19 protein-coding genes and 1 tRNA gene are annotated in these 24,745 nt (G+C 38.5%); 7 read left to right on the top strand and 13 right to left on the bottom strand.

The window, feature by feature from the left end; translation table 11 throughout:
- Positions 1-97 precede the first annotated feature (97 nt).
- The 7 genes from H4J54_RS04905 to H4J54_RS04935 form a co-directional block, all read right to left on the bottom strand.
- Positions 98-173: transfer RNA gene (locus H4J54_RS04905), tRNA-Phe, on the bottom strand.
- A 448-nt stretch (positions 174-621) separates the two neighbouring features.
- The gene (locus H4J54_RS04910; protein WP_182189814.1) at positions 622-1,917 is read right to left on the bottom strand and encodes an inorganic phosphate transporter; all 1,296 of its coding nucleotides are present in this window, start codon (positions 1,915-1,917) and stop codon (positions 622-624) included.
- A gap of 9 nt (positions 1,918-1,926) precedes the next feature.
- Entirely contained in the window at positions 1,927-2,607 is a 681-nt protein-coding gene (locus tag H4J54_RS04915; RefSeq protein ID WP_182189815.1) for a TIGR00153 family protein, read from the bottom strand.
- Between the two features lie 206 nt (positions 2,608-2,813).
- Complete coding sequence (gene phoU / locus H4J54_RS04920; RefSeq protein ID WP_182189816.1) at positions 2,814-3,518, bottom strand: phosphate signaling complex protein PhoU; 705 nt, start codon at positions 3,516-3,518, stop codon at positions 2,814-2,816.
- Between the two features lie 31 nt (positions 3,519-3,549).
- Positions 3,550-4,374 carry a phosphate ABC transporter ATP-binding protein PstB gene (gene pstB, locus H4J54_RS04925; RefSeq protein WP_182136523.1) on the bottom strand — a complete coding sequence of 275 codons (825 nt, stop codon included), beginning with the start codon at positions 4,372-4,374 and terminating at the stop codon, positions 3,550-3,552.
- Between the two features lie 89 nt (positions 4,375-4,463).
- Positions 4,464-6,101 carry a phosphate ABC transporter permease PstA gene (gene pstA, locus H4J54_RS04930; protein WP_182189817.1) on the bottom strand — a complete coding sequence of 546 codons (1,638 nt, stop codon included), beginning with the start codon at positions 6,099-6,101 and terminating at the stop codon, positions 4,464-4,466.
- A gap of 15 nt (positions 6,102-6,116) precedes the next feature.
- The gene (locus H4J54_RS04935; RefSeq protein ID WP_182190130.1) at positions 6,117-8,294 is read right to left on the bottom strand and encodes an ABC transporter permease subunit; all 2,178 of its coding nucleotides are present in this window, start codon (positions 8,292-8,294) and stop codon (positions 6,117-6,119) included.
- Positions 8,295-8,576: 282 nt separating this feature from the next.
- Between H4J54_RS04935 and H4J54_RS04940 the strand changes: the two genes are divergently transcribed.
- The 5 genes from H4J54_RS04940 to H4J54_RS04960 all read left to right on the top strand — a co-directional run bounded on the left by H4J54_RS04940 (position 8,577) and on the right by H4J54_RS04960 (position 13,533).
- Positions 8,577-9,011, top strand: a complete 435-nt coding sequence (locus tag H4J54_RS04940; protein WP_182189818.1) for a CBS domain-containing protein — start codon at positions 8,577-8,579, stop codon at positions 9,009-9,011.
- A gap of 383 nt (positions 9,012-9,394) precedes the next feature.
- A complete protein-coding gene (locus tag H4J54_RS04945; RefSeq protein WP_182189819.1) occupies positions 9,395-10,684 on the top strand; it encodes a diguanylate cyclase in 1,290 nt (429 codons plus the stop codon).
- A 164-nt stretch (positions 10,685-10,848) separates the two neighbouring features.
- On the top strand, positions 10,849-12,528 hold the full coding sequence (gene ettA / locus H4J54_RS04950) for an energy-dependent translational throttle protein EttA (protein ID WP_182189820.1): 1,680 nt from the start codon (positions 10,849-10,851) through the stop codon (positions 12,526-12,528).
- A 106-nt stretch (positions 12,529-12,634) separates the two neighbouring features.
- Complete coding sequence (locus H4J54_RS04955) at positions 12,635-12,994, top strand: PilZ domain-containing protein (protein WP_182189821.1); 360 nt, start codon at positions 12,635-12,637, stop codon at positions 12,992-12,994.
- 41 nt (positions 12,995-13,035) lie between these two features.
- Complete coding sequence (locus tag H4J54_RS04960; RefSeq protein ID WP_182189822.1) at positions 13,036-13,533, top strand: glycine cleavage system protein R; 498 nt, start codon at positions 13,036-13,038, stop codon at positions 13,531-13,533.
- Between the two features lie 657 nt (positions 13,534-14,190).
- On the opposite strand, the gene H4J54_RS04965 is transcribed toward H4J54_RS04960, so the two are convergent.
- The 4 genes from H4J54_RS04965 to H4J54_RS04980 all read right to left on the bottom strand — a co-directional run bounded on the left by H4J54_RS04965 (position 14,191) and on the right by H4J54_RS04980 (position 19,041).
- A complete protein-coding gene (locus tag H4J54_RS04965; protein ID WP_182189823.1) occupies positions 14,191-15,150 on the bottom strand; it encodes a PstS family phosphate ABC transporter substrate-binding protein in 960 nt (319 codons plus the stop codon).
- Between the two features lie 734 nt (positions 15,151-15,884).
- Positions 15,885-17,180, bottom strand: coding sequence for a phosphate regulon sensor histidine kinase PhoR (phoR, locus tag H4J54_RS04970; protein ID WP_182189824.1), 1,296 nt, complete (start codon positions 17,178-17,180; stop codon positions 15,885-15,887).
- 10 nt (positions 17,181-17,190) lie between these two features.
- Complete coding sequence (gene phoB / locus H4J54_RS04975; protein WP_182189825.1) at positions 17,191-17,892, bottom strand: phosphate regulon transcriptional regulator PhoB; 702 nt, start codon at positions 17,890-17,892, stop codon at positions 17,191-17,193.
- 222 nt (positions 17,893-18,114) lie between these two features.
- Complete coding sequence (locus H4J54_RS04980; protein ID WP_182189826.1) at positions 18,115-19,041, bottom strand: porin; 927 nt, start codon at positions 19,039-19,041, stop codon at positions 18,115-18,117.
- Positions 19,042-19,408: 367 nt separating this feature from the next.
- On the opposite strand from H4J54_RS04980, the gene H4J54_RS04985 reads away from it, so the two are divergent.
- Both H4J54_RS04985 and rdgC read left to right on the top strand, forming a co-directional pair.
- Positions 19,409-21,160 carry a sensor histidine kinase gene (locus H4J54_RS04985; RefSeq protein WP_182189827.1) on the top strand — a complete coding sequence of 584 codons (1,752 nt, stop codon included), beginning with the start codon at positions 19,409-19,411 and terminating at the stop codon, positions 21,158-21,160.
- Between the two features lie 178 nt (positions 21,161-21,338).
- A complete protein-coding gene (rdgC, locus tag H4J54_RS04990; RefSeq protein ID WP_182189828.1) occupies positions 21,339-22,259 on the top strand; it encodes a recombination-associated protein RdgC in 921 nt (306 codons plus the stop codon).
- A gap of 641 nt (positions 22,260-22,900) precedes the next feature.
- Here rdgC and H4J54_RS04995 read toward each other — a convergent pair.
- Both H4J54_RS04995 and H4J54_RS05000 read right to left on the bottom strand, forming a co-directional pair.
- Complete coding sequence (locus H4J54_RS04995) at positions 22,901-23,734, bottom strand: thymidylate synthase (RefSeq protein WP_182189829.1); 834 nt, start codon at positions 23,732-23,734, stop codon at positions 22,901-22,903.
- A 203-nt stretch (positions 23,735-23,937) separates the two neighbouring features.
- Complete coding sequence (locus tag H4J54_RS05000) at positions 23,938-24,732, bottom strand: sulfite exporter TauE/SafE family protein (RefSeq protein WP_182189830.1); 795 nt, start codon at positions 24,730-24,732, stop codon at positions 23,938-23,940.
- Positions 24,733-24,745 lie beyond the last annotated feature (13 nt).

Genomic DNA, 24,745 nt, shown 5'->3' on the forward strand with positions numbered 1-24,745 from the left:
ATAAACTGTTAATAACCGTCATCAACCCTGAGTTGGGCTAATGACGTTGTATTATATAGGAAAAATAGTTTTTACTGAAGGGTGTTAAAGTTAAATATGGTGCCTTGACCCGGAATCGAACCAGGGACACGAGGATTTTCAATCCTCTGCTCTACCGACTGAGCTATCAAGGCACTGTCTTTAAATGAATAAACCAGATAAACATAGTATTCACTTCGAAAGAGGCGACATAGTATCGGGAATTAAACTCGCTCGCAAGCCATTTTATTGACTTGTATTGATAATTACTTTCATTAGCATAAAAAAACAGCAGTCATGCCATTATCTCAACTCGTAGCAATCCTATTATCTCACCCACTTCATCACTTTTGCACATTGACGAAGATGTTATTACAAGCAGCTAAGTCAATGCAGTAATTCCAGAGCAATTACCGAGCAGTGCTAATGACACAAAAAATGCCACAAAAAAGAGCATAGCTGAAGGACCTGAACATCAACCTGCTTTCACATCGATGTACATGTAAGTACTAATGCCATGGAGCTAGGGATGGCTAGGAACAGGCTGAACATAAAAAAGCCAGCATAATTGCTGGCTTGATTTACGTTTGCATACTTAGCCTATTAGCTAAATATACCTTTCATTATCCAGAAGAAGATAATTGAAAGGCCTGCACCTATGGGTAAAGTAATGACCCAAGAGATAACAATATTACGCACGACACCTAAATTAATCGCAGCAATACCACGCGCCATTCCTACCCCTAGCACCGCACCCACTAATGTTTGTGTGGTTGAAATAGGCAAGCCTGCACCTGAAGCAATAACGACTGTACATGCAGCGGCTAACTCAGCGGCAAAACCTCGACTCGGTGTTAAGTGAGTAATGCCGGTACCAATAGTGGCCATAACACGATGACCAAACAAGGCAAGGCCGGCAACAATACCTAAACCACCCAGTGGTAAAATCCACCAAACTAGTGAAGCTTTCTTGGCAATTTCACCACCGTTATCGACAATACTAACCACAGCAGCTAATGGCCCAATGGCATTGGCAACGTCATTTGAACCATGAGCAAACGCCATACAACAAGCGGTGACTATCATCAAGACAGCAAATACTTTTTCAACATTAGCGTAATGTGTAGTTTTATCTGCTTTTTCATCAAACTTAAGACGGGTGATAAAAAACTTACCAATAATAGCAACAATAGCAGCGACAATAATCGCTAAGTAATAGCCACCAGCGCCGGCAATTTCAAAGTTATAAAAACCTAAGTTTATATTCTCTAAACCTATATGTTTTAAACCTTTTTTAATGGTCACTAACGATAAAACAAAACCCGCTAAAAACATGTAAAACGGCACATAACGTTTTGCTTGTTCTAATGGTTTGTCGGTATCAAAAATGAGTTTTTGTGCACTATTAAAAATAATAAAAGCAATAACACCTGAGATCAAGGGTGTAACAACCCAACTACCCACAATGCCGCCTACTTTACCCCAAGCGACTGTATCAGGGCTTATGCCGATGGCAGCAAAGCCAATAATAGCACCAACAATTGAGTGAGTAGTAGACACCGGCCAACCTAAAACAGACGCCACTAACAACCAAGTTGCCGCAGCTAATAAGGCAGAGATCATACCAAAGACTAATAATTCAGGGATATCGACAAATAACGCGGGGTCAATAATGCCCTTACGGATCGTTGATGTAACTTCACCACCCGCTAAATATGCACCAGCAAATTCGAAAATCATGGCAATAATAATCGCTTGCTTAATGGTTAATGCTTTTGAACCAACTGATGTTCCCATGGCATTAGCAACATCGTTTGCACCTATGCCCCATGCCATAAAAAAGCCGACAGCAGCGGCGATCATGACTAACGTAGAGCCATGTGAGAGTAAAATTTCCATAAGTCAGCCTTATTTTCTAGCTAAAAGAATTTCTAAACGTGCGCCAACACGTTCGGCAAGATCAGCTAAGTCGCCAACCCAATCAATGATTTGATATAAAAACATCACATCTATGCAATTTAAATCTTTTTCAATATTTAATAAATCTTTACGTAATTTAATTTGCATACCATCTGTGTCATCTTCAATTTCATCAAGTTGACTGATCATTTTAGTGACCAACTCAACTTCACGACCACGAAATCCCGTTTCTAATAAGTCATCCAGTTCATTTATTGCATCTGCGGCTTTTTCAGCTGCGTCGATACTACGCGCTACATAAGCAATAAACTGCGCTTGTAATTCGGTAGGAATGGTTAATTTTCGGCCAAAGATACGTCCGGCAATATCCTTTGCACGATTGGCAATTTTATCTTGTTGAGATAATAACTCTAGTAAATCAGCACGATCGACGGGCATAAATAAACCGCCTGGAAGTTCTAAGCGAATTTGACGTTTTAAATCGTCAGCATCACATTCCAATTTAGAAATTTTCTTACGAATTTTTCCTGCACTGCTCCAATCTTCTTCGGTCACTGCCGCGAAAAAAGGCACAAGTTGACTACAACACTTGTGTACTATTCGGATATGTTTTTCTAAGGGTTTAATTGGCGACTTTGCAAATATGCCAATAATTGAGTTTCTGGCCATAATTAATTTCCAGGAGCTTAAGCTCTTTGTTTTTTATTCGAAGCGGATATTAAAGCATTTGAAAGTGAATTCAAAGGTTTTATCACAAGACAGCGGCTGTTTATCGCATGATTATTGTTTATCAGTGCAATTAAAATCATAGACATTATTAGCCATAAAATAGCTAATAATGTCTATGACTAAATACATTAATTTAAGATGAGGATTTAAGATAAGGAGTCGAAATCTTCAGGTGTGGTATGACGAACGGATTTACCTTTGACAAAATAAATAATGTATTCACAAATATTTTGACAACGATCACCAATACGCTCTAACGCTCGGGCTGACCAAATAACGCTCATCACTTGTGGAATTGAACGTGGGTCTTCCATCATATAAGTCATAAGTTGGCGCATTAAGGCTTCATATTCGCGATCAATTTTATCATCGTTTTTATGTACTTTAATCGCGGCTTCAACGTCCATGCGGGTAAACGCATCCAAAGTGGCTTGTAAAAAAGTTAACACATGACGTCCCAAATTATCCAAATTGGATAATAAGTCTTTATGCTTACCTGATAAACTTTCTAAGGTGACATTAGCAATTTTACCTGCTTCATCGCCAATACGCTCTAAATCAGTAATGGTTTTTACAATCGCCATCACTAGACGTAAATCGCCAGCGGCTGGCTGACGCTTGGCAATGATGCGCGTACACTCATCATCAATAGTCACTTCGGCGTTATTAATCAAATAGTCGTTGCTGAGCACTTTTTTCGCTAGCGCTTCATCCGCATCACAAACCGATGTTAGTGCATCAGCTAGCTGTTTTTCAACCAAGCCACCCATATGCATAACATGATTCATAATACGTTCTAAGTCTTCGTTAAACTGGCCAGAAATATGACGACCAATATTTAAATTATCCACGGTATAACCCTCTGTTTATCGTCAATTTTATTTAACCGTAACGGCCAGTAATATAATCTTCTGTTTTCTTCTTTGCTGGCGTCGTAAACAACGTATTGGTGTCACTATACTCAATAAGGTCACCCATATACATAAAGGCAGTTTGATCTGACACACGCGCCGCTTGTTGCATATTATGAGTAACAATAACCACAGTAAACTGTTTCTTTAAATCATTGATCAATTCTTCAATGGTTAAGGTTGAAATAGGATCCAAAGCTGATGTTGGTTCATCTAATAATAACACTTCAGGTTCAATAGCAATAGCGCGCGCAATCACTAGACGTTGTTGCTGACCACCCGAAAGCCCCAAAGCACTCTCATGTAACCTATCTTTAACCTCATTCCACAACGCCGCACTACGCAAGGCTTTTTCTACCGCTTCGTCTAGCACACGGCGGTTGTTGACCCCGGTGATACGCAAACCATAAACAACATTTTCATAGATAGATTTAGGGAAAGGGTTTGGCCGTTGAAATACCATACCTACTTTACGACGCAAAGCCGCCACATCGGTATGGCGATCGTAAATATTCTCACCATTAAGGTTTATTTCACCTGTTATCTTACAAATATCGACTAAATCATTCATCCGGTTGATGCAACGCAACAAGGTTGACTTGCCACAACCACTGGGTCCGATAAAAGCAGTGACTTGCCCCTTAGGAATCGACATTGAAATATTTTGCAATGCCTGCTTGTTACCATAATATAAGTCTAGGTTCTTAATTTCTAACGCTACTTGCTCTGGCGACAGGTTATTAAGATCTAGCTTAACCCTGTGTTCTGATAATTTTTTTGGGGTAACAGAAATCATAGTATTCTCTTTAAATCTTGTTCAATAGATAGGAATTACTTCCCGTGCATCTTTTAATTTTTTAAATTGCTTGCTTTTATCGTCTGAGCTTATTGATCTAACATACGATATTTTTCCCGCAAACGATTACGAATCGAGACCGCGGTTATATTCAAAGCAACAATAATACTCACTAATAATAATGCGGTGGCATAAACCAAAGGTCTGGCCGCTTCAACATTGGGGCTTTGAAAGCCAACGTCATAAATGTGAAAACCTAAGTGCATAAATTTACGGTCTAAATGTAAAAACGGGAAGTTACCATCCAGGGGTAAGTTTGGCGCCATTTTCACCACGCCAACTAACATCAATGGCGCAACTTCACCTGCCGCACGTGCTATGGCTAAAATAATGCCGGTCATAATCGCCGGACTCGCAATAGGTAAAATAATACGCCATAAGGTTTCAGCTTTAGTCGCGCCTAAAGCTAAGCTACCGTGTCGCATAGCAGAAGGAATACGCGATAAGCCTTCCTCAGTTGAAACGATAACTACAGGTAAGGTTAAAATAGCCAAGGTAAGCGCTGACCACATAACGCCTGGCGTACCAAACGTCGGGCTAGGCAGTGTTTCAGCATAAAACAAATCATCTAAACTCCCCCCCACCATATAGACAAAGAAACCTAAACCAAATACCCCATAAACAATAGAGGGCACACCTGCCAGGTTAATGACGGCAATGCGTAGTAGTTTTGTGAGCGCATTGTTACCGGCGTATTCATGCAAATAAATGGCGGCAACAACGCCCAATGGCGAAACAATCACTGTCATTAACAGCACCATTAATACCGTACCGAATATCGCAGGAAATACACCACCTTCTGTGTTCGCTTCACGCGGATCTTCGCTAACAAAGGCCCCAATTTGACTAAAAAACATTTTCAGCTTTTCAAACACGTTGAGTTTATTATTAAAGGTAACCTGTAATACATCTTCAAAGTTAATGGTAACTTTTTGTCCATCCATAGCGCGCACAACAATTTGGTCACGGGATATTTTCTCACGTAAAGCCATCAACTGCTCTTCTAGCACACTATAATCAGCCTTTAAGCCCACCACTTTATCTTTAAACTCTTGCTGCAATTGCGGAGTAAGCGTGTCATCAAGTATATGCTTGCGCTCTTTTAAACGCGTACGTTCAATTTGATAGTTAATGGCGCCAATATCAGACTTTTGTAGGTCTTCCATTTCAGCTTGAAAGTCACTAACTCGCTCAACGAGCTGTAACATTTCATTTTGCTCTACCACCTGACCATCTAGAATAACTTCCTCGATAAAACCATAGAAATTACCATTGGTGCGACGCTCAATAACCACTAAATCTGCAGGTAAAGAGGTGTTATTAATTTGCGGTACTAAAATCCATCGAAAGTCTAAACTGACTAATTCACGGTTACCGGTTTTAATTAATAGTCGCTCAATAGTTTCAGCTGACTCGTCAATATTGAGATTTAGATGTACCAACTGCGATGCAGGTATACTTTCTCTTTCGTAAATTTCACCAATAACCGTTAAATTTTCACCTTGCTTATTAGTCATTTCAAACTGATAAATATCTGCTGGCCAAAAATAACTTAAACCGCGCCAGGCGATTAACCCCAGTAAACCTAAAACCGATATCAGGCTGATGCTAACACCACCTGCTGACAACCACACCCAAGGAGAGCCAGACTTAAACCAATTATTCATGCTATGTCGCCTTCCTTACAATGAGCTATATTTTTCACGCAAACGCTGACGTACAAATTCAGCTAGCGTATTGACTACAAACGTAAATACAAATAAAACAAATGCGGCCAAGAACAGAATACGATAATGAGAACTACCCACTTCCGATTCTGGCATTTCAACCGCTATATTTGCTGCAAGTGTTCTCATGCCTTGGAAAATACTCCAATCAAGAATCGGGGTATTACCGGTTGCCATTAACACAATCATGGTTTCTCCCACCGCACGGCCAAGCCCCATCATAACGGCAGAGAATATGCCTGGGCTGGCGGTCAGTAACACCACTTTAATTAAGGTTTGCCATTGTGTGGCGCCTAATGCCAAAGAACCACTGGTTAAATGCCTAGGTACACTAAAAATAGCATCTTCAGCCATAGAGAATATCGTAGGAATAACCGCAAATCCCATGGCAATACCAACAACTAAAGCATTTCGTTGGTCAAAACTAATGCCTAAATCATTAGTAATATATTGTCGAACATCACCACCAAACAAGTGTAATTCAAGCACAGGAGATAACGCGAATGCCGCATAAGCCGCCAGTAAAATAGCCGGTATTAAAATAATAGGTGCCCATGTTTCAGGAACAAGTGTTTTATATTTTCGAGGTAATTTGTGCCATGAGAAAGCGGTAATAAACACTGAGGATGGAATAAAAACCAGCAATAAGCAGATAGCCGGTAAGTAAATTTCAATAATAGGTGCTAACCAAAGTCCAGCCAAGAAACCTAAAATGACGGTTGGCAAGGCTTCCATCATCTCAATGGTCGGTTTAACTTTTCTGCGCATACCTGGGGTCATAAAGTAAGCCGTATAAATGGCGGCAGTTAAGGCAATAGGTACGGCAAACATCATAGCGTATGATGCGGCTTTAATGGTACCAAACGAAATAGGCACCAAAGAAAATTTTGCTTCAAAATCATCAGAGCCAGACGTAGATTGCCAAATAAACTCAGGTTCAGGATAACTTTCATACCAAACTTCTTGCCAAAGTGCTTGCCAAGTAACTTCTGGGTGCTCATTTTTGACAGAGAAAATAGCCAATTCGTTGTTCGAAAACACCACTAAACCATCGGCACGAGGGGCAATAGAAAGCGCTTGAGCATTACCTTGGTGTAAATTACCACGCCATAAATCTGCTTCGCTGGTGGTATAAAACATGCCCATTTCACCTGACGGTGTTTCGGTATAAAAACTTTTACGATATTGCTCGGTATATATGCCTGTTATCGGTTCATTGTCACTCACTTTGAAACGACGAATTTCTTTAAACTCACGCCCTTCGTCTGTTGCAACTTCGAACCATTGACTGACTGAACCATTGTCATCACCCAATAAAATTGAGCTACCACCTGATAATAAGGCCATAGTGGTAATATGATTAGGTGTTGATTTATTTTGTGCCAGTTGTGGAATAATGGTCGCTTTTAACTCGGGTTCATAATCTAATGAAAACACAGCAACTTGATCATTTTGGCGAATAAACGCCATAGACAAACCTGACGATACCAAAATATCATTAACCTGCTTTGCCTCATAGTCAATTTCTTGATATTGCACGTCATACGCCGTATCGTAATTAAAGTCATCTTCAGCTAACAAAGTAGTTTTAATCAGGCGCTTATCTTGGGTAAAAGCAACGAAAATTGCTTTTTCATCATCCATAGCAAACGACAGCTTGGTAATTGCTGCATTATTTTCATCAATGGGTAAATATTCTTTACCTAACGGATAACGAATACTAGGAATAATGACCCTTTTACCACTGGTAAAATTAGCCGTAAAACTGGGGACAATAAGCTGAACATTACCAGCACTGTCAATTAATAGCTTTTGCTTTTGACCCACATTAATCAGCTGCGTTAGGCTTTCGCCATCAGCAACCAATTGTTGAGAAAGTATTTTGTCACCGGCTTTATGCCCGTCACCATCAACTAATTGATAAAAGTTAATCTTGCCTTGTTCAGTAATGCTATAGGCAACTTCTTTTAATTCATCAACGCCTGTTGCTAGCACTTTATATTCTTCGTTGATAACAAATTTTGCTGTTACATCAACTTTTGCAGATTCAAAGATAGGTTTAATTACGTAAAGTAAATACATGAATATTAATACTAGCGTAAATAAAACACTGATACCGCCTAAGGTAATCATCCATTTTGCTAATGAATTTTTCACCTTGCGATAGTTTGCTGATTTAGAAGCAATGGCCACTTAAAAACACCTTCAACTATGATAATTTTTATAACTGCGGCTATTGTAAGACAGCAACATGACAGTTTTGTGACAAGTTGTTTTTTATCTCACACAACCATTAAAAATAACAGCGACAACTTGCTGGTTTTTAGTTATGTTATGACTTATTAAATGTTATCAATGAAATAACCAGACCTATTAAAGTCACCGTGTATTAAGCAGAAGGAAAAAGATAACAACATGAATATTAATAAAATAATGCAACGTAATTTGATAACGTTAGAGTTAGATGACAGCTTAGAGAGTGCTAAAAAATTGTTTGATCAACATAATATACATCATATTTTGATCAAAGATAAAACCACCTTAACTGGCATTATTACCGACCGTGATTTATGGAAAAACTTAAGCCCTACGATAGGTACGCGTAAAGAAACTCCACAAGATAGTTTTATATTGAATAAAAAAGTGCATTTAATCATGGCTCGAGAGCTGATCACCACCACAGAAGATGTCAGCTTGTCTGAAGCAATATTGCTATTTCATGATCACAAAATATCTTGCCTGCCTGTTGTCGATGAAAATAAATGTGCTATTGGTGTTATTACTTGGCGCGATATCATCAAGGTCATTGCGGAGCAATATCGTCGAAAAAATCAAGACAACATCAAGTAATAATACCCACCTTATTAATCGCTATAGAAACTTAACAGCTACAAGATAACATCGAACAGCCCGCTTTGTGTTTTGCCCATGCATGACGTTTTTCAGCAAAGCTCTCAAATGCTGCCTACTCATCATAGCGCTTAAATAAGACTAAAAAAGCAGATAAAAAACCATATCCGTGTATAAGTGACTAAAGTTTAATCGATATTTGAATACGATACAGCTGAAAAATTTTAATCTAACGCCATAAAGCAGATATTAAATGCCTGTTTTAAGCACTTATAATGCAAATTTTTTTTCATAATAAGTTACTGATTGTTATAAAAACCTGTAAATTAAGTCTCAGAGGGATATTCTGATATTAAGCAAAATAACAGTGATGGGATGTACGTATGGCCGATAAAAACAATATAGCCGCTTTATTGCAACAAGTGCATGCAATGACTAGTGTGCTGGATAATATTGGCTCCTATGCTTATTGCAAAGATTTATCCGGTAAATACACCTATGTTAATGCCGATGTTGCCGCGTTATTTCAAACCTCTGTTCAAGATATTATAGGTAAAGATGATAGCCACTTTTTTGATTTAAATCTGCTTGATGAATTGCTTAAAAACGATCGTAAGGTTATTTTTGATAAAGTTTCGTTAGTTTTTGAAGAAAGTAATCTCATTAAATCTACCGGTAAAGTGCACACCTATAAAACCATTAAAAATCCTATATTCAATGAGTTCGGCGAAATTATTGGTCTTTCAGGGATATCAACAGATATTACCATGCAAAAATCACTAGAAGAGGATAATCAGGATCAAAAGCATTTATTCGACGTTATTTTAAATAATATTGATGCCTACATTTACATGAAAGACGCTAAACGCCGCTACCGATATGTTAATAGGCGCGTAGCAGAACTTATTGGTCTGCCTGCAGAAGAAATTATTGGTAAACTTGATACCGATGTTGTTTCGTGGACCGATGCCGATTACTTTTGGCAAACTGACAAACTCGCATTTGAGCGCAACGAAAGAGTCGTGATTAACGAAACACTAGAGTCATCTGACAAAAAAACGCAACATTACCTCAGCACAAAAGTACCTTTCCAATTAAGAGGTGATATGAGCACTATGATAGCCTTTTCCACCAATGTCACTGAGCTATATCAACTGAAAGAAAAATTTGAACAACTGGCTAATACCGATGTATTGACCAGTATCTACAACCGTCGTTATTTTTTTGATAATGCTAATCGAGAGTTCAACCGGGCGAAAAGGCACCAACAAGCACTGGCGGTTATCTCGTTAGATGTTGACCACTTTAAGACTGTTAACGATCAATATGGCCACCCCGTAGGCGATCAAGTATTAATCAAAATTGCGCAACTCATTACTCCCACTATCAGAGCGGAAGATATTTTTGCCAGAATAGGCGGAGAAGAGTTTTCAATATTACTACCCAACATCAGCCTGTCTCAAAGCCTGCAAGCTGCAGAAAGATTACGCGATTTATTAGATAAAAAACCAATACTCATTAACAAAAATATTATGTTATCAATAAAAATCAGTTTAGGGGTTTCGGTGTTAAAAGCCAGCGATAATTGCTTTCAAGATCTCTATGCCCGCTCTGACAGTGCTTTATATCAAGCTAAGTCTCGGGGGAGAAATCACGTATATTTAATCAACTAATCATCAAAGCCTTAAGCGCATTAAAGCCCAAGCGATTAATTTGCGGTGCCAAACACAGATAGCTTTTAGCCTAAGGACATCAAGCCCATAAAACCTCATTGCCAACAAGGTCACTATTAACCTAGAATAGCGACATTACTTACACTGTTTCAAAAAGGTTTTTCATGGCACAACCATTACCCGATAAATTCATCATGTCGATGAACCGCGTTTCCAAGGTAGTTCCACCTAAGCGCACAATTTTAAAAGACATCTCGCTTTCTTTCTTTCCTGGTGCAAAAATTGGTGTGCTAGGTCTCAATGGCTCAGGTAAATCCACCTTACTGCGTATTATGGCCGGTCTTGATACCGAATTTGAAGGTGAAGCAAAAGCACTTGCAGGTACTAACATAGGTTATTTGCCACAAGAGCCAGTTTTAGACGAAGAAAAAACCGTCCGTGAAATTGTTGAAGAAGCTGTTGCTGAAGTAAAAAATGCCATAGCACGATTAGACCAAGTCTATTCAGACTACGCAGAGCCTGACGCCGACTTTGACGCTTTAGCAAAGGAGCAAGGGCAGTTAGAAGATATTATCAATAGCCAAGATGGCCACAATATCGACAACGTCTTAGAGCGCGCCGCTGATGCTTTACGTTTACCTGATTGGGAACAAAAAATTGGTGTACTTAGTGGTGGTGAACGTCGTCGTGTTGCACTTTGTCGTTTGTTATTACAAAAACCTGATATGTTGCTACTTGATGAGCCCACCAACCATTTAGATGCTGAATCTGTTGCCTGGTTAGAGCGATTCTTACATGACTACCCTGGTACCGTCGTTGCTATTACTCATGATAGATATTTCTTAGATAATGTCGCTGGCTGGATACTAGAGCTTGATAGAGGATATGGTATTCCTTATGAAGGCAACTATTCTTCATGGTTAGAGCAAAAAAACACCCGTTTAGAACAAGAAAGTAGAACTGAAAGTGCCTTGCAAAGAACCATTAAGCAAGAACTTGAATGGGTACGCTCAAATCCAAAAGCGCGTCAATCAAAAAGCAAAGCCCGTATGGCACGCTTTGAAGAGCTTAATAACCAAGATCATCAAAAACGTAATGAAACAAATGAGCTGTACATCCCACCAGGGCCTCGTTTAGGCGATAAAGTATTAGATGTTAATAACTTAACCAAATCTTTTGGGGATAGAGTACTGATTGATAACTTAAGCTTTAGCGTACCTAAAGGTGCTATTGTCGGTATTATCGGACCAAACGGTGCTGGTAAATCAACCTTATTTAAAATAATGTCAGGTGCTGAACAGCCAGACTCTGGTAATGTAGAACTCGGTGATACCGTTAAGCTTGCTAGTGTTGATCAATTTCGCGATGACATGGACAACAGTAAAACCGTATACCAAGAAATATCTCAAGGCCATGAAATTTTACAAATTGGTAGTTTTGAAATTCCAAGTCGTGCTTACGTTAGCCGCTTTAACTTTAAAGGTAATGATCAACAAAAGATCATTGGTGAATTATCTGGTGGTGAGCGTAACCGTGTTCATTTAGCCAAATTAGTGCAAACAGGTGGTAACGTATTACTGCTCGATGAACCGACCAACGATTTAGACGTTGAAACCTTACGTGCACTTGAAGAAGCGCTGTTAGAATTTCCAGGCTGTGCCATGGTTATTTCCCATGACCGTTGGTTCCTTGACCGCATCGCCACCCATATTTTAGATTATCGTGATGAAGGCCACATCAATTTCTATGAAGGAAATTATACAGAATACGAAGAATGGTTGAAGAAAACTTATGGTCCAGCAGCCGCTGAACCACATCGGATAAAATATAAAAAAATAGGTTAACTAATGAGTTAACAACAAGTAAAAGGCACCTTAATAAATTAATTAAGGTGCCTTTTTATTAAAATCAGGCTATGCTGATTAAATCACTTTTTGATAATTAAACTCAATGCAAAATAGACGCCAATTTACACGTATTCTTTTTTCTATACCGGCAGAATTAGCAATAGAGCAGCAAGTATTTAATGTCAATATTCATGATATATCATTAAAAGGCGCTTCACTTTTTGCTGAGACTAAAGGCCTATTCCTCGAAAAAAAATTGGGCTTATTATCACTTAAATTAGATGACTTTGGCACCAAAATCGTAATGAAAGTCACCGTTGCTCATCAAGAAAGCCATGAAATTGGTGTGCAATGCAAGGGTATTGATATTGACAGTGTGAGTTTATTACGGCGTTTAATTGAACTGAATCTTGCAGACGATAAGCAATTTAATAAAGAACTGTCACAGCTAACTCGACCTTAATTAATACGCTCAACTTTAACTAATTTTTCAAAGGATTTATTATGAATCATCTTATTATATCTTTCGTCACTGCGGATCGCCCTGGCATAGTAAAAGTATTATCTGACCTTATCAGTAAGCATAAAGCCAATTGGCAAGAGTCTAGTTTACATCACATCTCAGGCGTTTTTGCCGGCGTGATCGACATCGCAGTGGCACCTGAGAGTTCAGCAGCATTATCGAGTGAACTCGCCGCCTTAGCCGACTTTAAAATGCAAATAGAACAAGTGCAACCTAATGACTCAGTACCTGAAACCTTACTTGTTTTAGAACTAACGGCAAACGATAGAGCCGGCATAATTCAAGAAATATCTTCTACTATTCATCATCATGGTGGTAATTTACTTAAACTCGTGAGTACACAAGAAAGCGCACCACATGCCGGCCATGAACTATTCAAAGCAAAAGTCACTCTGTCGACTAATAAAAAAACTATCGACTCTATGATTGATGCGCTTGAAAACCTCGCTGATGACTTGATGGTAGATATTTCTCGCTAAAAAACTAACTATTACCCAACACGCTAGCAATGCCTTAGTTTTTTTTTATACTTTTTTATATTGTTTTATGAAAATATTATTACTTTTTCATATCGACTTAAGGTCTCTATTAATACCCTGGTGCTATGTTCTTATCTAAAGATAAGTTCGTAGCATATTACATAGAGCAATGACCAAGATGGCAAAGAACGGCAATGTCATCGCAGTATTGCCAACATGGATGTTGACACTTAGTTTTGTCTGGAACAAAAAATTCTCTTTCGTCCTGAACATACACGCTCCTGTGCATCCATTCACCCGCTATACCCTTCATCCTGAACATCGCTGCTCTTTCACATCCATGTGATCGCAGCATACCCTTCGTCCTGAATATCGCTGCTCTTTCACATCCATGTGATCGCAACATACCCTTCGTCCTGAATATCGCTGCTCTTTCACATCCATGTGATCGCAGCATACCCTTCGTCCTGAATATCGCTGCTCTTTCACATCCATGTGATCGCAGCATACCCTTCGTCCTGAATATCGCTGCTCTTTCACATCCATGTGATCGCAGCATACCCTTCGTCCTGAATATAAAAAGTCCGCACTCATTGCTGATTGCGGACTTTTTTATTTGCTAAGCTTCTATTTGCTAAACTTCTATACGCTAGTTTTTTATAAGCCTAACTTTTTAAATTCTCTTGCAGCAACTGAGGCGGGTAATGGAATATATCCATCTTTTTCTACAATGCTTTGACCTGATTTTGACAATACCATTTTCAAAAATTCAGCTTCCATAGGTGCTAAAGGTTTGATCGGGTGCTTATTAACGTAAACATAGAGAAAGCGTGATAATGGATACTCTTTAGAAATGGCATTTTCCATATTAGCTTCGATAAAGTTTTCGCCTTTTCTAGACAATGGCAATGCGCGAACGCCCGAGGTTTTATAGCCAATGCCTGAATAACCAATACCGTTTAATGAGGCAGAAACCGATTGTACAACTGATGCTGAGCCCGGCTGTTCGTTAACACTATTTTTAAAGTCTCCTTTACATAGCGCTTCTTTTTTAAAGTAACCGTAAGTACCTGACACTGAGTTACGACCGTACAATTGTATATCCTTAGCGCTCCAATCACCTGTTAGCCCTAGGTCTCCCCAGCGTTCAACATCTTTTAAAGCCCGACATTTACGGTTATTTGAAAAAATAGCGTCAACCTGATCTATGCGAAGACCCTTTATCGGGTTGTCTTTGTGAACAAACACAGCTAAAGCATCAATAGCGACTCTAACAGCCGTTGGTTTGTAACCATAACGCTTTTGAAACGCTTCAATTTCACTTGACTTCATCTTACGGCTCATTGGGCCAAGGTTAGATGTTGCTTCCGTTAATGCCGGTGGCGCTGTAGATGAACCTGCCGCTTGTATTTGCACATTAACATTAGGATATATGCGTTTAAACTCTTCCGCCCAGAATGTCATCATATTCGCTAAGGTATCTGAACCAACAGACGAAACATTGCCTGAAACACCACTGACTTTATTATAGATTGGTAAATCATTATCAACTGCAAATGCAGAAAAATTGATAAGACTTGATAAACCAATAACGCCTAATGTACTTTTTAAACTCATGTAACTCTCCGATGAGAAATATAATTAATTTGACAACACTATAGAAAGTGAATATGACAATAATAAGTAAAGTTTGTGACACTTGTATGACAAGCCTAAAAAATCTGTCAGTTGAAAAGCAATAGCTGTCAGCTTTCAGTTAAAAGCAAAACAATCACCCAAGCTAGATTATCACCGACAAACCTTTTGTAGGGTGAACTTTAGTCCACCCGGTTTTAAAAATAACTTTCAGTTAAAAAAAAACAATTACCCAGGCTAGATTATCACCGGCAAGCCCTTTGTAGGGTGGACTTTAGTCCACCCGGTTTTAAAATAACTTTCAGTTAAAAGCAAAACAATCACCCAGGCTAGATTATCACCGGCAAGCCCTTTGTAGGGTGGACTTTAGTCCATCAGGTTTTAAAGATAGCTGTCAGTTTTAAGTTTATTTGTAGAAGGCTAGGCTTTTGAGTACCAGGTTAAGCATTTTACTTTAAAGTACAAAGACCAAAACCCTAGTGAACTTTATGTTTAAAACTGACTTGCTGAACAAGTGTATAGGCACAAAACATATAGCGTTTTAACCTTGCTAAGTGCTAAATGATAGATTTGATAGCCAAAACTAAACAGACAATGAAGGTAAAATACATTGCAAATGGCTTTTATTATTCTTAGATGCGTTATTTGAATCTTAAGATAGAAAAATAACCCGACAATGAGGTTTAGTCATGCGGCTAGACAGATTAACAAGCGAATTATTTAGTTATTTCAGGACTGAAATAGATAATAAATTCGCTGCCTTGATGCCACTCACTTTCAATTGAAAGCTCACCGTGATGGTGATTCAGCACATGTTTAACTATCGCCAAACCTAGCCCAGAGCCACCGGTATTACGTGAGCGAGACTTATCAACACGGAAAAAGCGTTCAGTTAAACGATTAACATGCTCAGGTTTAATGCCGGGACCATTATCTTTAACACTAAAGCGTATTTTATTGCCGTCATTACGAAGCTTTATATCAATAATGCCATTAGGCGGTGTATAGGCAATAGCATTTGAAATTAAATTCAAGCAGGCGCTTTTTAACTCTTGTTCATTGCCATTAATACTTATATTTGGCGCAATGTCATGGTTAATTTTATGGTTTTTATCTTGATTTAACCACTGCACCTCTTCAATTATTGTTATGACTAAGCGCGAAAAATTAACTTCTTGATGATTATCTGCGTCAACATTATGCTCGATTCGTGATAGCACTAAAAGTTGTTCAACTAGCCTATCCATTCGTGACACTTGTGATTCTATTGTGGTAAAGGCTTTTTTCCAATGTGGGTCCAGCGCAGTTTCACTGGCTTGCACCATTTCAACATAACCGCGTACCACTGTTAGAGGCGTTTTTAGCTCATGGGATACATTAGCAACAAAATCACGGCGCATTTCCTCTAACCTTTGTATTTTACTGATATCACGCGCTAATAATAAAATTTGATCACTACCGTAAGCCATCATACGCAGCTCAAGCTGTAACTCATTATTTATCGGTGAAATAATTAAGCAAGGGCTATTGTAGTCGCCATCATCTAGGTATTTAGAAAATTCTGGAAATCGAATCAAATTGTCAATACGTAAACCAATATCCTCGGGCCAACGAACCCCTAAAAAATTTGAAGCTTTTTTATTACCCCATAAAATGATCAGTTCATTTGATAGCACTAACGCTGCATCAGGCAAGGCTTCAGCGCCATCACGAAACTTTCGAATACGTTCATTGAGTTGCTTCTGTTTTAAGCGCTGTTTGCGAATACGGCGATAAAGACCATCGTATATTCTGCCCCAAATGCCATTCGCTTGTGGTGGTGCTATTGATTTTCCTTGCCACAGCCACTTAATCAATTTAAACAAATGATTATAATGCCAAGCAAGTAGGCATAGTGAGACAATACTGACAGCAAGAAATGTTTGACCAAACAAATAGCCAACAAAACCACTAACAATAATTACGCCAAAAACACGCGTAAAAAGCGTTCTAGCTGAAATACGAAAAAACATAAATTAGTCATTAACCTGAGGGTTGAATTTTGCCCGAAAAACGATAACCTGAACCCCGTACTGTCTGAATAAAATCTTCATGGCCGTCACCAGAAATAGCTTTACGTAAACGTCGAATATGGACATCAACCGTTCTATCTTCGACATAAACGTTTGTGCCCCATACATTGTCTAGTAATTGTTCTCGGCTATAAACCCGTTCAGTATGGGTTAAGAAAAAATGTAACAAACGAAACTCTGTTGGGCCAAGGTCTAAATTTTTATTATTTATTGACACTCGATGCGCTACTGGGTCTAAGGTAATGCCGTGAAAATCAATGGTCTCTTCTAACGCAGTGGGCGCGACGCGGCGAATAACCGCTTTAATGCGAGCAATTAATTCTTTCGGTGAGAAAGGTTTAGTTACGTAGTCATCAATGCCGGCTTCAAAGCCTTTAACTTTATCGTCTTCGTCTGCTCTAGCGGTTAGCATAATAATTGGAATGGTACGGGTATATTCATTTTGTTTTAATGATTTGGCTAACTTTACACCTGTGCCCCCTGGTAACATCCAATCCAGTAAAATTAAATCAGGATAAGGTTCTTTAATTTTAGCTTGTGCTTGCTCTATCGTTTCAGCCTCAATGGTATTAAAACCATTTTGCTCCAAAACAAAGATGATCATTTCTCTTATTGCCGCTTCGTCTTCAACAACCAAAATCTGTCTACTCATGTATCCTTCCTAGTCACTTAATCGTGTAGCAAACATTGTGATAAATTATTGTGACAGTTTCATGACAACGATAGAATTATTACCCTTGGGTTAATTTATTAAGCCCTTAGCAAAATTAATCTACTTGTTATTGTTGTTATGATCATCGATACCAAACCATTAGGCAAGAAAAAAGCCACACAAAGCGGCTTTTTATCATTAAGGTATAAACAACAACCATAGTTAAAACTTATATTCGATACCCGCGGCTAAGTAATCTTGGTCTTCGCCACTGTCCATATCAAAAGTTGTATAAAAAGTGTATAGCTTAGTGCTTTTAGCTAGTGAATAATCTGCACCTAGAGTAATACCAGATTTATCATCACCGTCTTTAAAGTCAGCCGCTTGATATTGGCCTTTAAAAGTTATTTTATCCACTTTATATTTAGCCGATACCATAAAACCATCCATTTCACCGCTACCGTCTATTTTTTCTTGGCTTTGCACTATGGCGCCTAATACAACACCAGAGACTTTACCCTGCACAGTCGCACGGGTAATGTCGTAACCATTAACGTCAGAATCGACAGCAACAGAAGCAAAAATAGCTGATTTTTTCAATTTTGCATCACCGTAAAATATGGCAACAGAAACACCATCTTCTGCGTCAATAGCATCTTCAGCGATATAAGTAACACCTAATTGAAAATCACTAAATTTAGGTGATTTATAAGAAAGTGTGTCCGCCATGCGGTTTTCACCTTTCCATAAACTTTTGATATCACCATTTAAATCACTAAACAAATCAACTTTGCCTTGTGATTGCTTAAGCATAGTGTCATTTTTACCCAATAAAACCTCACCAAAACCACCGGCTAAACCAACATACTGGTTACGGTCAGTAATGCTATCACCTTTTGCACTATCACCATCTAAGTCAACCTGAAACTCTGCTTTATAGATAACAGACAAGCCTTCGCCCAGATCATGTGTACCTTTAAGTCCAATACGTGACGCATTACTTTTTACTTCTGTAAATGACCCTTCACCTTCATCAGAAGATTGCAGTGAAAGATTTGCTTTGCCGTAAACTTCAACATCAGCTGCAAATGCCGACAATGATAAAGAAGACAATAAAACGACAGCGATTTTGTTGTAAGTATGTTTCATGTTGATACCTTTAAGAATTAGTATGGCTAAAAATAATTGCGCTTAGTTTGCCTAACCTTTATGACATTTTTGTGACACCAAGAAGATATATTACAATATTGTGACATCAAGAAGATAATTTCTCACTATTATCACCAAAAAGATCAGACTTATTGATTGTCCATTAACAACTACTGCACGCTGTTATCGTGTTTTTTGACTAGATTAATGCTATTCGCTTTATATTAGGATACATTTACTGAAGAAGTAGTGCTTATCTACAGTTCAAACTATGTGCTTAAAGTTGCTGAATTTCCTATTCACCTTTAACTTAAAAAAGAACTTAAAAAAGCTAAAATCAAGTAAGACTAAATAAAAGAAAACTTTAATGAAATCAACTAGCCTGTCACGAAAGTTACTTACACGAGTATTGTCATTATATTTTGTTCTGACATTTATTGTTACTTGTGTACAAATTGGTGCCGAATACATCAATACCAAAAATCACATTGCTAATGAATTACTCACCCTAGAGAAAACCTTTAGTGGTAGTTTAACCCGAGCGGTATGGGAACTAAATACCCAACAAGCGATATCTATTGCAGAAGGATTAGTGGCTATTCCCATGATTAAAGGCATCACGGTGACTGATGAAAACAATCTCATTATCGCCCAATTAGGCTTAACAGCTGATGAAGAAACGCTTTATATTGAGTCAGTTGGCGATGACGTTAACAACCCTGAGTATTTTAATGTTAGCTCCCGTAGCGAAGGATTATTTGGTCATGGCTTTCCGTTAATTTTTGAGTTTTCAGGTCGCACCACTAAAGTTGGCTCAGTGACCTTATTATCCAGCAATGAGGTCATTTTTAACCGAATACAGGTAGGTATTTATTTTCTTATTGGTAATGCCATGGTGAAAACCGCCGCACTGGTGTTGTTATTTTCCTTAGCTTTTTCAAGCCTTTTGACTAACCCACTTAACGCACTAACCGAACAAATTAATCAATTTGATATCGATGACCCTGAAGCTTCTAAATTACACGTAACTAACTATGAAAATAACGAATTAAACATTCTGCAAAACGCCTATAATAATTTAATTGATGAACTCGTGGCGTATAAAGACAAACTCGCTCTGGCCCAAAGCAACATTATATCGGCTAACAACAAGCTTGATGAACAAAACCTGATACTTGAACAAGAGGTAGCACGTAAAACATCATCATTAAGTACCTCGATGTTAAAAATGGAAATGCAGCAACGTGAATTATTAACTCAGCAAAAAAATCTACAAACTGAAAATGCGCGCAGAAGCACTACAGAAAAAACTTTGCTCGAAACAAATCACGAATTAAAAAGTTCTATTATTCAATTAAACAAAGCACAAGAGCGCTTACTTGACGCAGAGAAAATGGCGGTACTGGGCAGTATGTCAGCCGAAGTGACCCATGAAATTAATACTCCAATAGGCGTTAGTATAACCTCAACATCTTATCTGGCAGATTTACTCACTGCGCTTAAAGCTGACATAAAAGACAATAAACTCTCGAAACGAGTGCTTAATGACTTTACCAAGAATTCAGAACAAGGTCTTAATTTAGTGTTAAACAACCTCGAACGTGCCTCTGAATTGGTCACGAGTTATAAACAAGTGGCAGTTGACCAAATAAGCGAAAAAATTCGTCAAGTCAATCTGGGTAAATATATTGATGAAATCATTCGTTCATTGCACCCTAAATTTAAAAACACACAGCACAAGATTGAAGTAGATTGCCCGCAAGATGCTGAAGTTTATTGCCATGCGGGCGCTATTTCTCAAATATTTACCAACCTCATCATCAACTCAATCATGCATGGCTTTAAAGATATGGAGCGCGGGATAATTACCATATGGGTACAACTCAACGGTGAACATGTGCATATAACATATAAGGACAATGGCCACGGGTTATCTGACGAACAATTAACACACCTCTTTGACCCATTTTATACTACCGCTGGAAATAGAGGCGGTACAGGCTTAGGCACTTATATCGTTAATAACCTGGTAAATGACACTTTAAATGGCAGCGTTAGTGCAAGTTCAGCTCTTGAACAAGGGCTAAGTTATGATATCAAGTTTGATAATATGCACTAAGTGCTCCTTGCCTAATGAGATTAATCTAAGGCGTGCGTGATGCAAACAAGTACGGTAATATACCCGCTCAACATACCCGATCAACTTTAAGATACTGATTTTAGCTTGAAGTAGAACGGGTATAGTGCCCTCGTTTTTCAATTATTCGCCCACTTTTATCGGGCCTAGGATTATCTTAATGTGGTTTAAAAACCTATACTTTTTTGCCTTTACCCGCCCTTTTGATTGTTCTGAAGAAGATTTAGAGAAACAATTATCTGAGCATTTATTTACCCCCTGTGCTTCAACTGAACAATCGCATTTTGGTTGGGTTAATGCATTAGGCAAGCATGGCGACTCAACTGTTCACGCGGTAAACGGTAATTATTTATTGTGTGCACGCAAAGAAGAAAAAATTCTACCCGCTCCTGTTGTGAAAGACATGATCGAACAAAAAGTAGCGCAATTAGAAGCAGAGCAATCACGCGGCGCCACTAAAAAAGAGAAAGAGCAGTTTAAAGAAGATATTATTTTTGAGTTACTACCACGAGCATTTTCGCGCTTTAGTGATACTCGTGCTTATATTAATGCTGTGCATAACATTATTGTTATCGATACCAGCAGTCGTGGTAAAGCCGAAGACTTTTTAGCACTTTTACGTAAATCACTTGGTACATTGCCGGTAACCACTCCGTCACCAGAAAAAGCCCCTGATGAAGTTATGACCGAATGGTTAGTCGAAAGTAACTTAGGCGCTAACTTTCAATTAGGTATGGAAGCTGAATTCAATGCCTTAGGCGATGACGGCGCAGTAGTTCGGGTTAAAAACCAAGATCTTACCAGTGAAGAAATCAAAGCACACTTAGATGCCGATAAATATGTCGTCAAAGTAGCGCTAGAATGGGACGAGTCCTTGTCATTTATATTATGTGATGATTTAGCCGTTAAACGTCTTAAGTTCTATGACGTTATTCAAGAGCAAAATGACGATATTGATAGCGATGATATTGTAGCGAAACTCGATGCCGACTTTGCCTTAATGACAGGTGAGTTAAACCGTTTTATAGATCACTTGTTAGCAGAGTTTTCACTTAAAGCGAGTGATTATTTAGAAGCATAGTTTATCGCTAAAATAGCGGGTTAAAAAGGCGCTACTCAGCGCCTTTTTTGTCAGTTTACATTAACAACTTGATAAACAATTAAATAAAGACTTAGATTCAAATAATAAGTCCGATTAGCATGAATTAAATATCGCGTAAACTGAGGCTGGTGCTAAAAAAGCAAAAAAAGAAGTTAAGGCTCAGAAAAATAATGCCATTAATGACGAGTAGAAAGCCAAAGATGGAAAAAAGCTAAAAAGGTGGCTGACAATAAAGCTAAGACAAAAATAGTGTCAAATAACCGCTAACTAACTGATACTCTTTGCATTAATTACCAGCTCTACTTTATACTTGAGTAAAAGTACCAAATACAGGGTATTGTTTGCCAACTATCAAGGTGTTTATCTGATCAGTATTAACCCTTTATTTTCCTTGATAACTTTCTTTAGCTAAATTCAAGCTAGCTCACCATAATGCTCAATCAGCACTAAATTGTCAGTGATCAATTTTTTGCTCATATTGGCAATATTACTAATACAGTTACTAGTGCGGTTAATTATATAATCAGATATGAAGACAGTGGCAGAGTAATATTATATGAAGAAAATGAAAATCAAGGCTAGCAAAAGTGCACAACACTTTTGCTATAAAATTGGCTCAATTATACCGAAATAGCGGCTTTAATATGTGGGTGAGCTTGATAGTTTTGTAGTTCAAAATCTGCGAAAGTAAAATCAAAAATACTTTTTACTTCAGGATTAATCCACATAGTGGGTAATGGCAAAGGCTCACGCGATAATTGCTCGTCGACTTGCTCAAGATGATTTAAGTATAAATGCGCGTCACCAAAAGTATGGACAAAGTCACCTAGTTCTAAATCACAAACTTGCGCGATCATCATAGTAAACAAAGCATAACTAGCGATATTAAATGGCACTCCAAGAAAAATATCTGCACTTCTTTGGTATAGCTGACAGCTCAACCTGCCATTTAAGACATAAAACTGAAACAGCGTATGGCATGGCGGTAAAGCTTGTTTGCCCTGTGCCGCATTAGCGGCTGGACTTATCGAGGTATCAGGTAATAACGCAGGGTTCCAAGCGGTAATGATATGACGACGCGAATCAGGATTATTTTTTAAATCATCAATCAATTGTGCTAATTGATCAATAGTTTCGCCATTTTGTGCCGGCCAGTTACGCCATTGCACTCCGTATACTGGACCAAGTTCACCTTCATCAGTGGCCCAAGCATCCCAAATTTTCACGCCATTTTGCTGTAAATAAGCGATATTCGACTCACCCTTTATAAACCACAATAGTTCATGGATTATCGACTTAAGATGACATTTTTTCGTGGTTACTAACGGAAACCCTTTCGCAAGATCAAAACGCATTTGATGACCAAATATACTTTTAGTGCCCGTACCAGTGCGATCAGATTTTTCAACCCCTTCGTCTCTAACATGGCGCATTAAATCAAGATATGCTTTCACTAGGTTTTCCTTTAACGTTATTAATTAGAACAAATAGTTTATGCCAAACACCGTACGGCTAAAGCGATAAACTTAACCACTGATTTCAGCAGGGTCAGTTTATCAGTATTTGGCTTTTTTTGCGTGAAATTGTTGGTAAAACAGGGCCTAATTATCGACAATTAGGCTCAATTATTTTTACAAAAATGAGCGACGCTCACTCGTTAATACCACATCATTTTAATGGCAACTAACATTAAAAAAATGGCAAAGCCTTTTTTCAAGTAAGGTAAAGATAATTTAGTACCTGCCTTTACACCAAGTGGCGCAAATAACGACGAGGTTAATACAATACCTAATAAGGCAGGTAAATAGATATAACCGATACTCCAGGGTGGCAAGTCGCTTTGTCCAAGACCGATAATTACATAGCCCAAAGCACCAAATAACGCGACAATAATACCACTGGCTGTGGCCACACCGATTGCTTGGCGCATAGATAATGAGCAATACATTAAAATGGGTACCAATATAGCGCCACCAGCAATACCCATCAAACTTGCTAACACACCGGTAAACAGCCCAATAAATTGTAATACCCAGTTATTAGGTAGCGCTACACTGCGCTCAACTTTAATCGATAAAAACATATAAGCCGCTAAAATAAGTACTGCACTGGCAAAGATTAGCGTTAAGGCTTTTAACGACAGCATGCCGGCAATAATGGCACCTAGCATAGCACCAATAGCCACTGTTATGACCAGTCGTTGAGCAATTGGCCAAGGAATATTACCATTTTTATGATGGGCGAAAGCCGCCGAAGTAGAGGTGAATATGATCGAAGCCAACGACGTGGCAAGTGCCATAGGAAAGGCAAGCTCTGCGCTTATGCCTAATAACGGTAATAAATACACCAACACAGGCACAATAATAAGCCCACCGCCAATACCGAGTAAACCAGCAAAAAACCCCACCACAGTGCCTAGCAAAGCGCAGGCTAAAAATACACTAATAAACATCGAAATCACTTAC

Origin of the sequence: Colwellia sp. MB3u-8 (assembly GCF_014076985.1) — a bacterium.
Lineage (GTDB): Bacteria > Pseudomonadota > Gammaproteobacteria > Enterobacterales > Alteromonadaceae > Cognaticolwellia.

What these genes read in the sequence shown, in the direction of transcription:
- H4J54_RS04910 (WP_182189814.1), bottom strand. Translation starts at nt 1,917, where the DNA reads ATGGAAATTTTACTCTCACATGGCTCTACGTTAGTCATGATCGCCGCT.
- H4J54_RS04915 (WP_182189815.1), bottom strand. Translation starts at nt 2,607, where the DNA reads ATGGCCAGAAACTCAATTATTGGCATATTTGCAAAGTCGCCAATTAAA.
- pstB (WP_182136523.1), bottom strand. Translation starts at nt 4,374, where the DNA reads ATGATTTCTGTTACCCCAAAAAAATTATCAGAACACAGGGTTAAGCTA.
- pstA (WP_182189817.1), bottom strand. Translation starts at nt 6,101, where the DNA reads ATGAATAATTGGTTTAAGTCTGGCTCTCCTTGGGTGTGGTTGTCAGCA.
- H4J54_RS04935 (WP_182190130.1), bottom strand. Translation starts at nt 8,294, where the DNA reads ATGATTACCTTAGGCGGTATCAGTGTTTTATTTACGCTAGTATTAATA.
- H4J54_RS04940 (WP_182189818.1), top strand. Translation starts at nt 8,577, where the DNA reads ATGAATATTAATAAAATAATGCAACGTAATTTGATAACGTTAGAGTTA.
- H4J54_RS04945 (WP_182189819.1), top strand. Translation starts at nt 9,395, where the DNA reads ATGGCCGATAAAAACAATATAGCCGCTTTATTGCAACAAGTGCATGCA.
- ettA (WP_182189820.1), top strand. Translation starts at nt 10,849, where the DNA reads ATGGCACAACCATTACCCGATAAATTCATCATGTCGATGAACCGCGTT.
- H4J54_RS04955 (WP_182189821.1), top strand. Translation starts at nt 12,635, where the DNA reads ATGCAAAATAGACGCCAATTTACACGTATTCTTTTTTCTATACCGGCA.
- H4J54_RS04960 (WP_182189822.1), top strand. Translation starts at nt 13,036, where the DNA reads ATGAATCATCTTATTATATCTTTCGTCACTGCGGATCGCCCTGGCATA.
- H4J54_RS04965 (WP_182189823.1), bottom strand. Translation starts at nt 15,150, where the DNA reads ATGAGTTTAAAAAGTACATTAGGCGTTATTGGTTTATCAAGTCTTATC.
- phoR (WP_182189824.1), bottom strand. Translation starts at nt 17,180, where the DNA reads ATGTTTTTTCGTATTTCAGCTAGAACGCTTTTTACGCGTGTTTTTGGC.
- phoB (WP_182189825.1), bottom strand. Translation starts at nt 17,892, where the DNA reads ATGAGTAGACAGATTTTGGTTGTTGAAGACGAAGCGGCAATAAGAGAA.
- H4J54_RS04980 (WP_182189826.1), bottom strand. Translation starts at nt 19,041, where the DNA reads ATGAAACATACTTACAACAAAATCGCTGTCGTTTTATTGTCTTCTTTA.
- H4J54_RS04985 (WP_182189827.1), top strand. Translation starts at nt 19,409, where the DNA reads ATGAAATCAACTAGCCTGTCACGAAAGTTACTTACACGAGTATTGTCA.
- rdgC (WP_182189828.1), top strand. Translation starts at nt 21,339, where the DNA reads ATGTGGTTTAAAAACCTATACTTTTTTGCCTTTACCCGCCCTTTTGAT.
- H4J54_RS05000 (WP_182189830.1), bottom strand. Translation starts at nt 24,732, where the DNA reads ATGTTTATTAGTGTATTTTTAGCCTGCGCTTTGCTAGGCACTGTGGTG.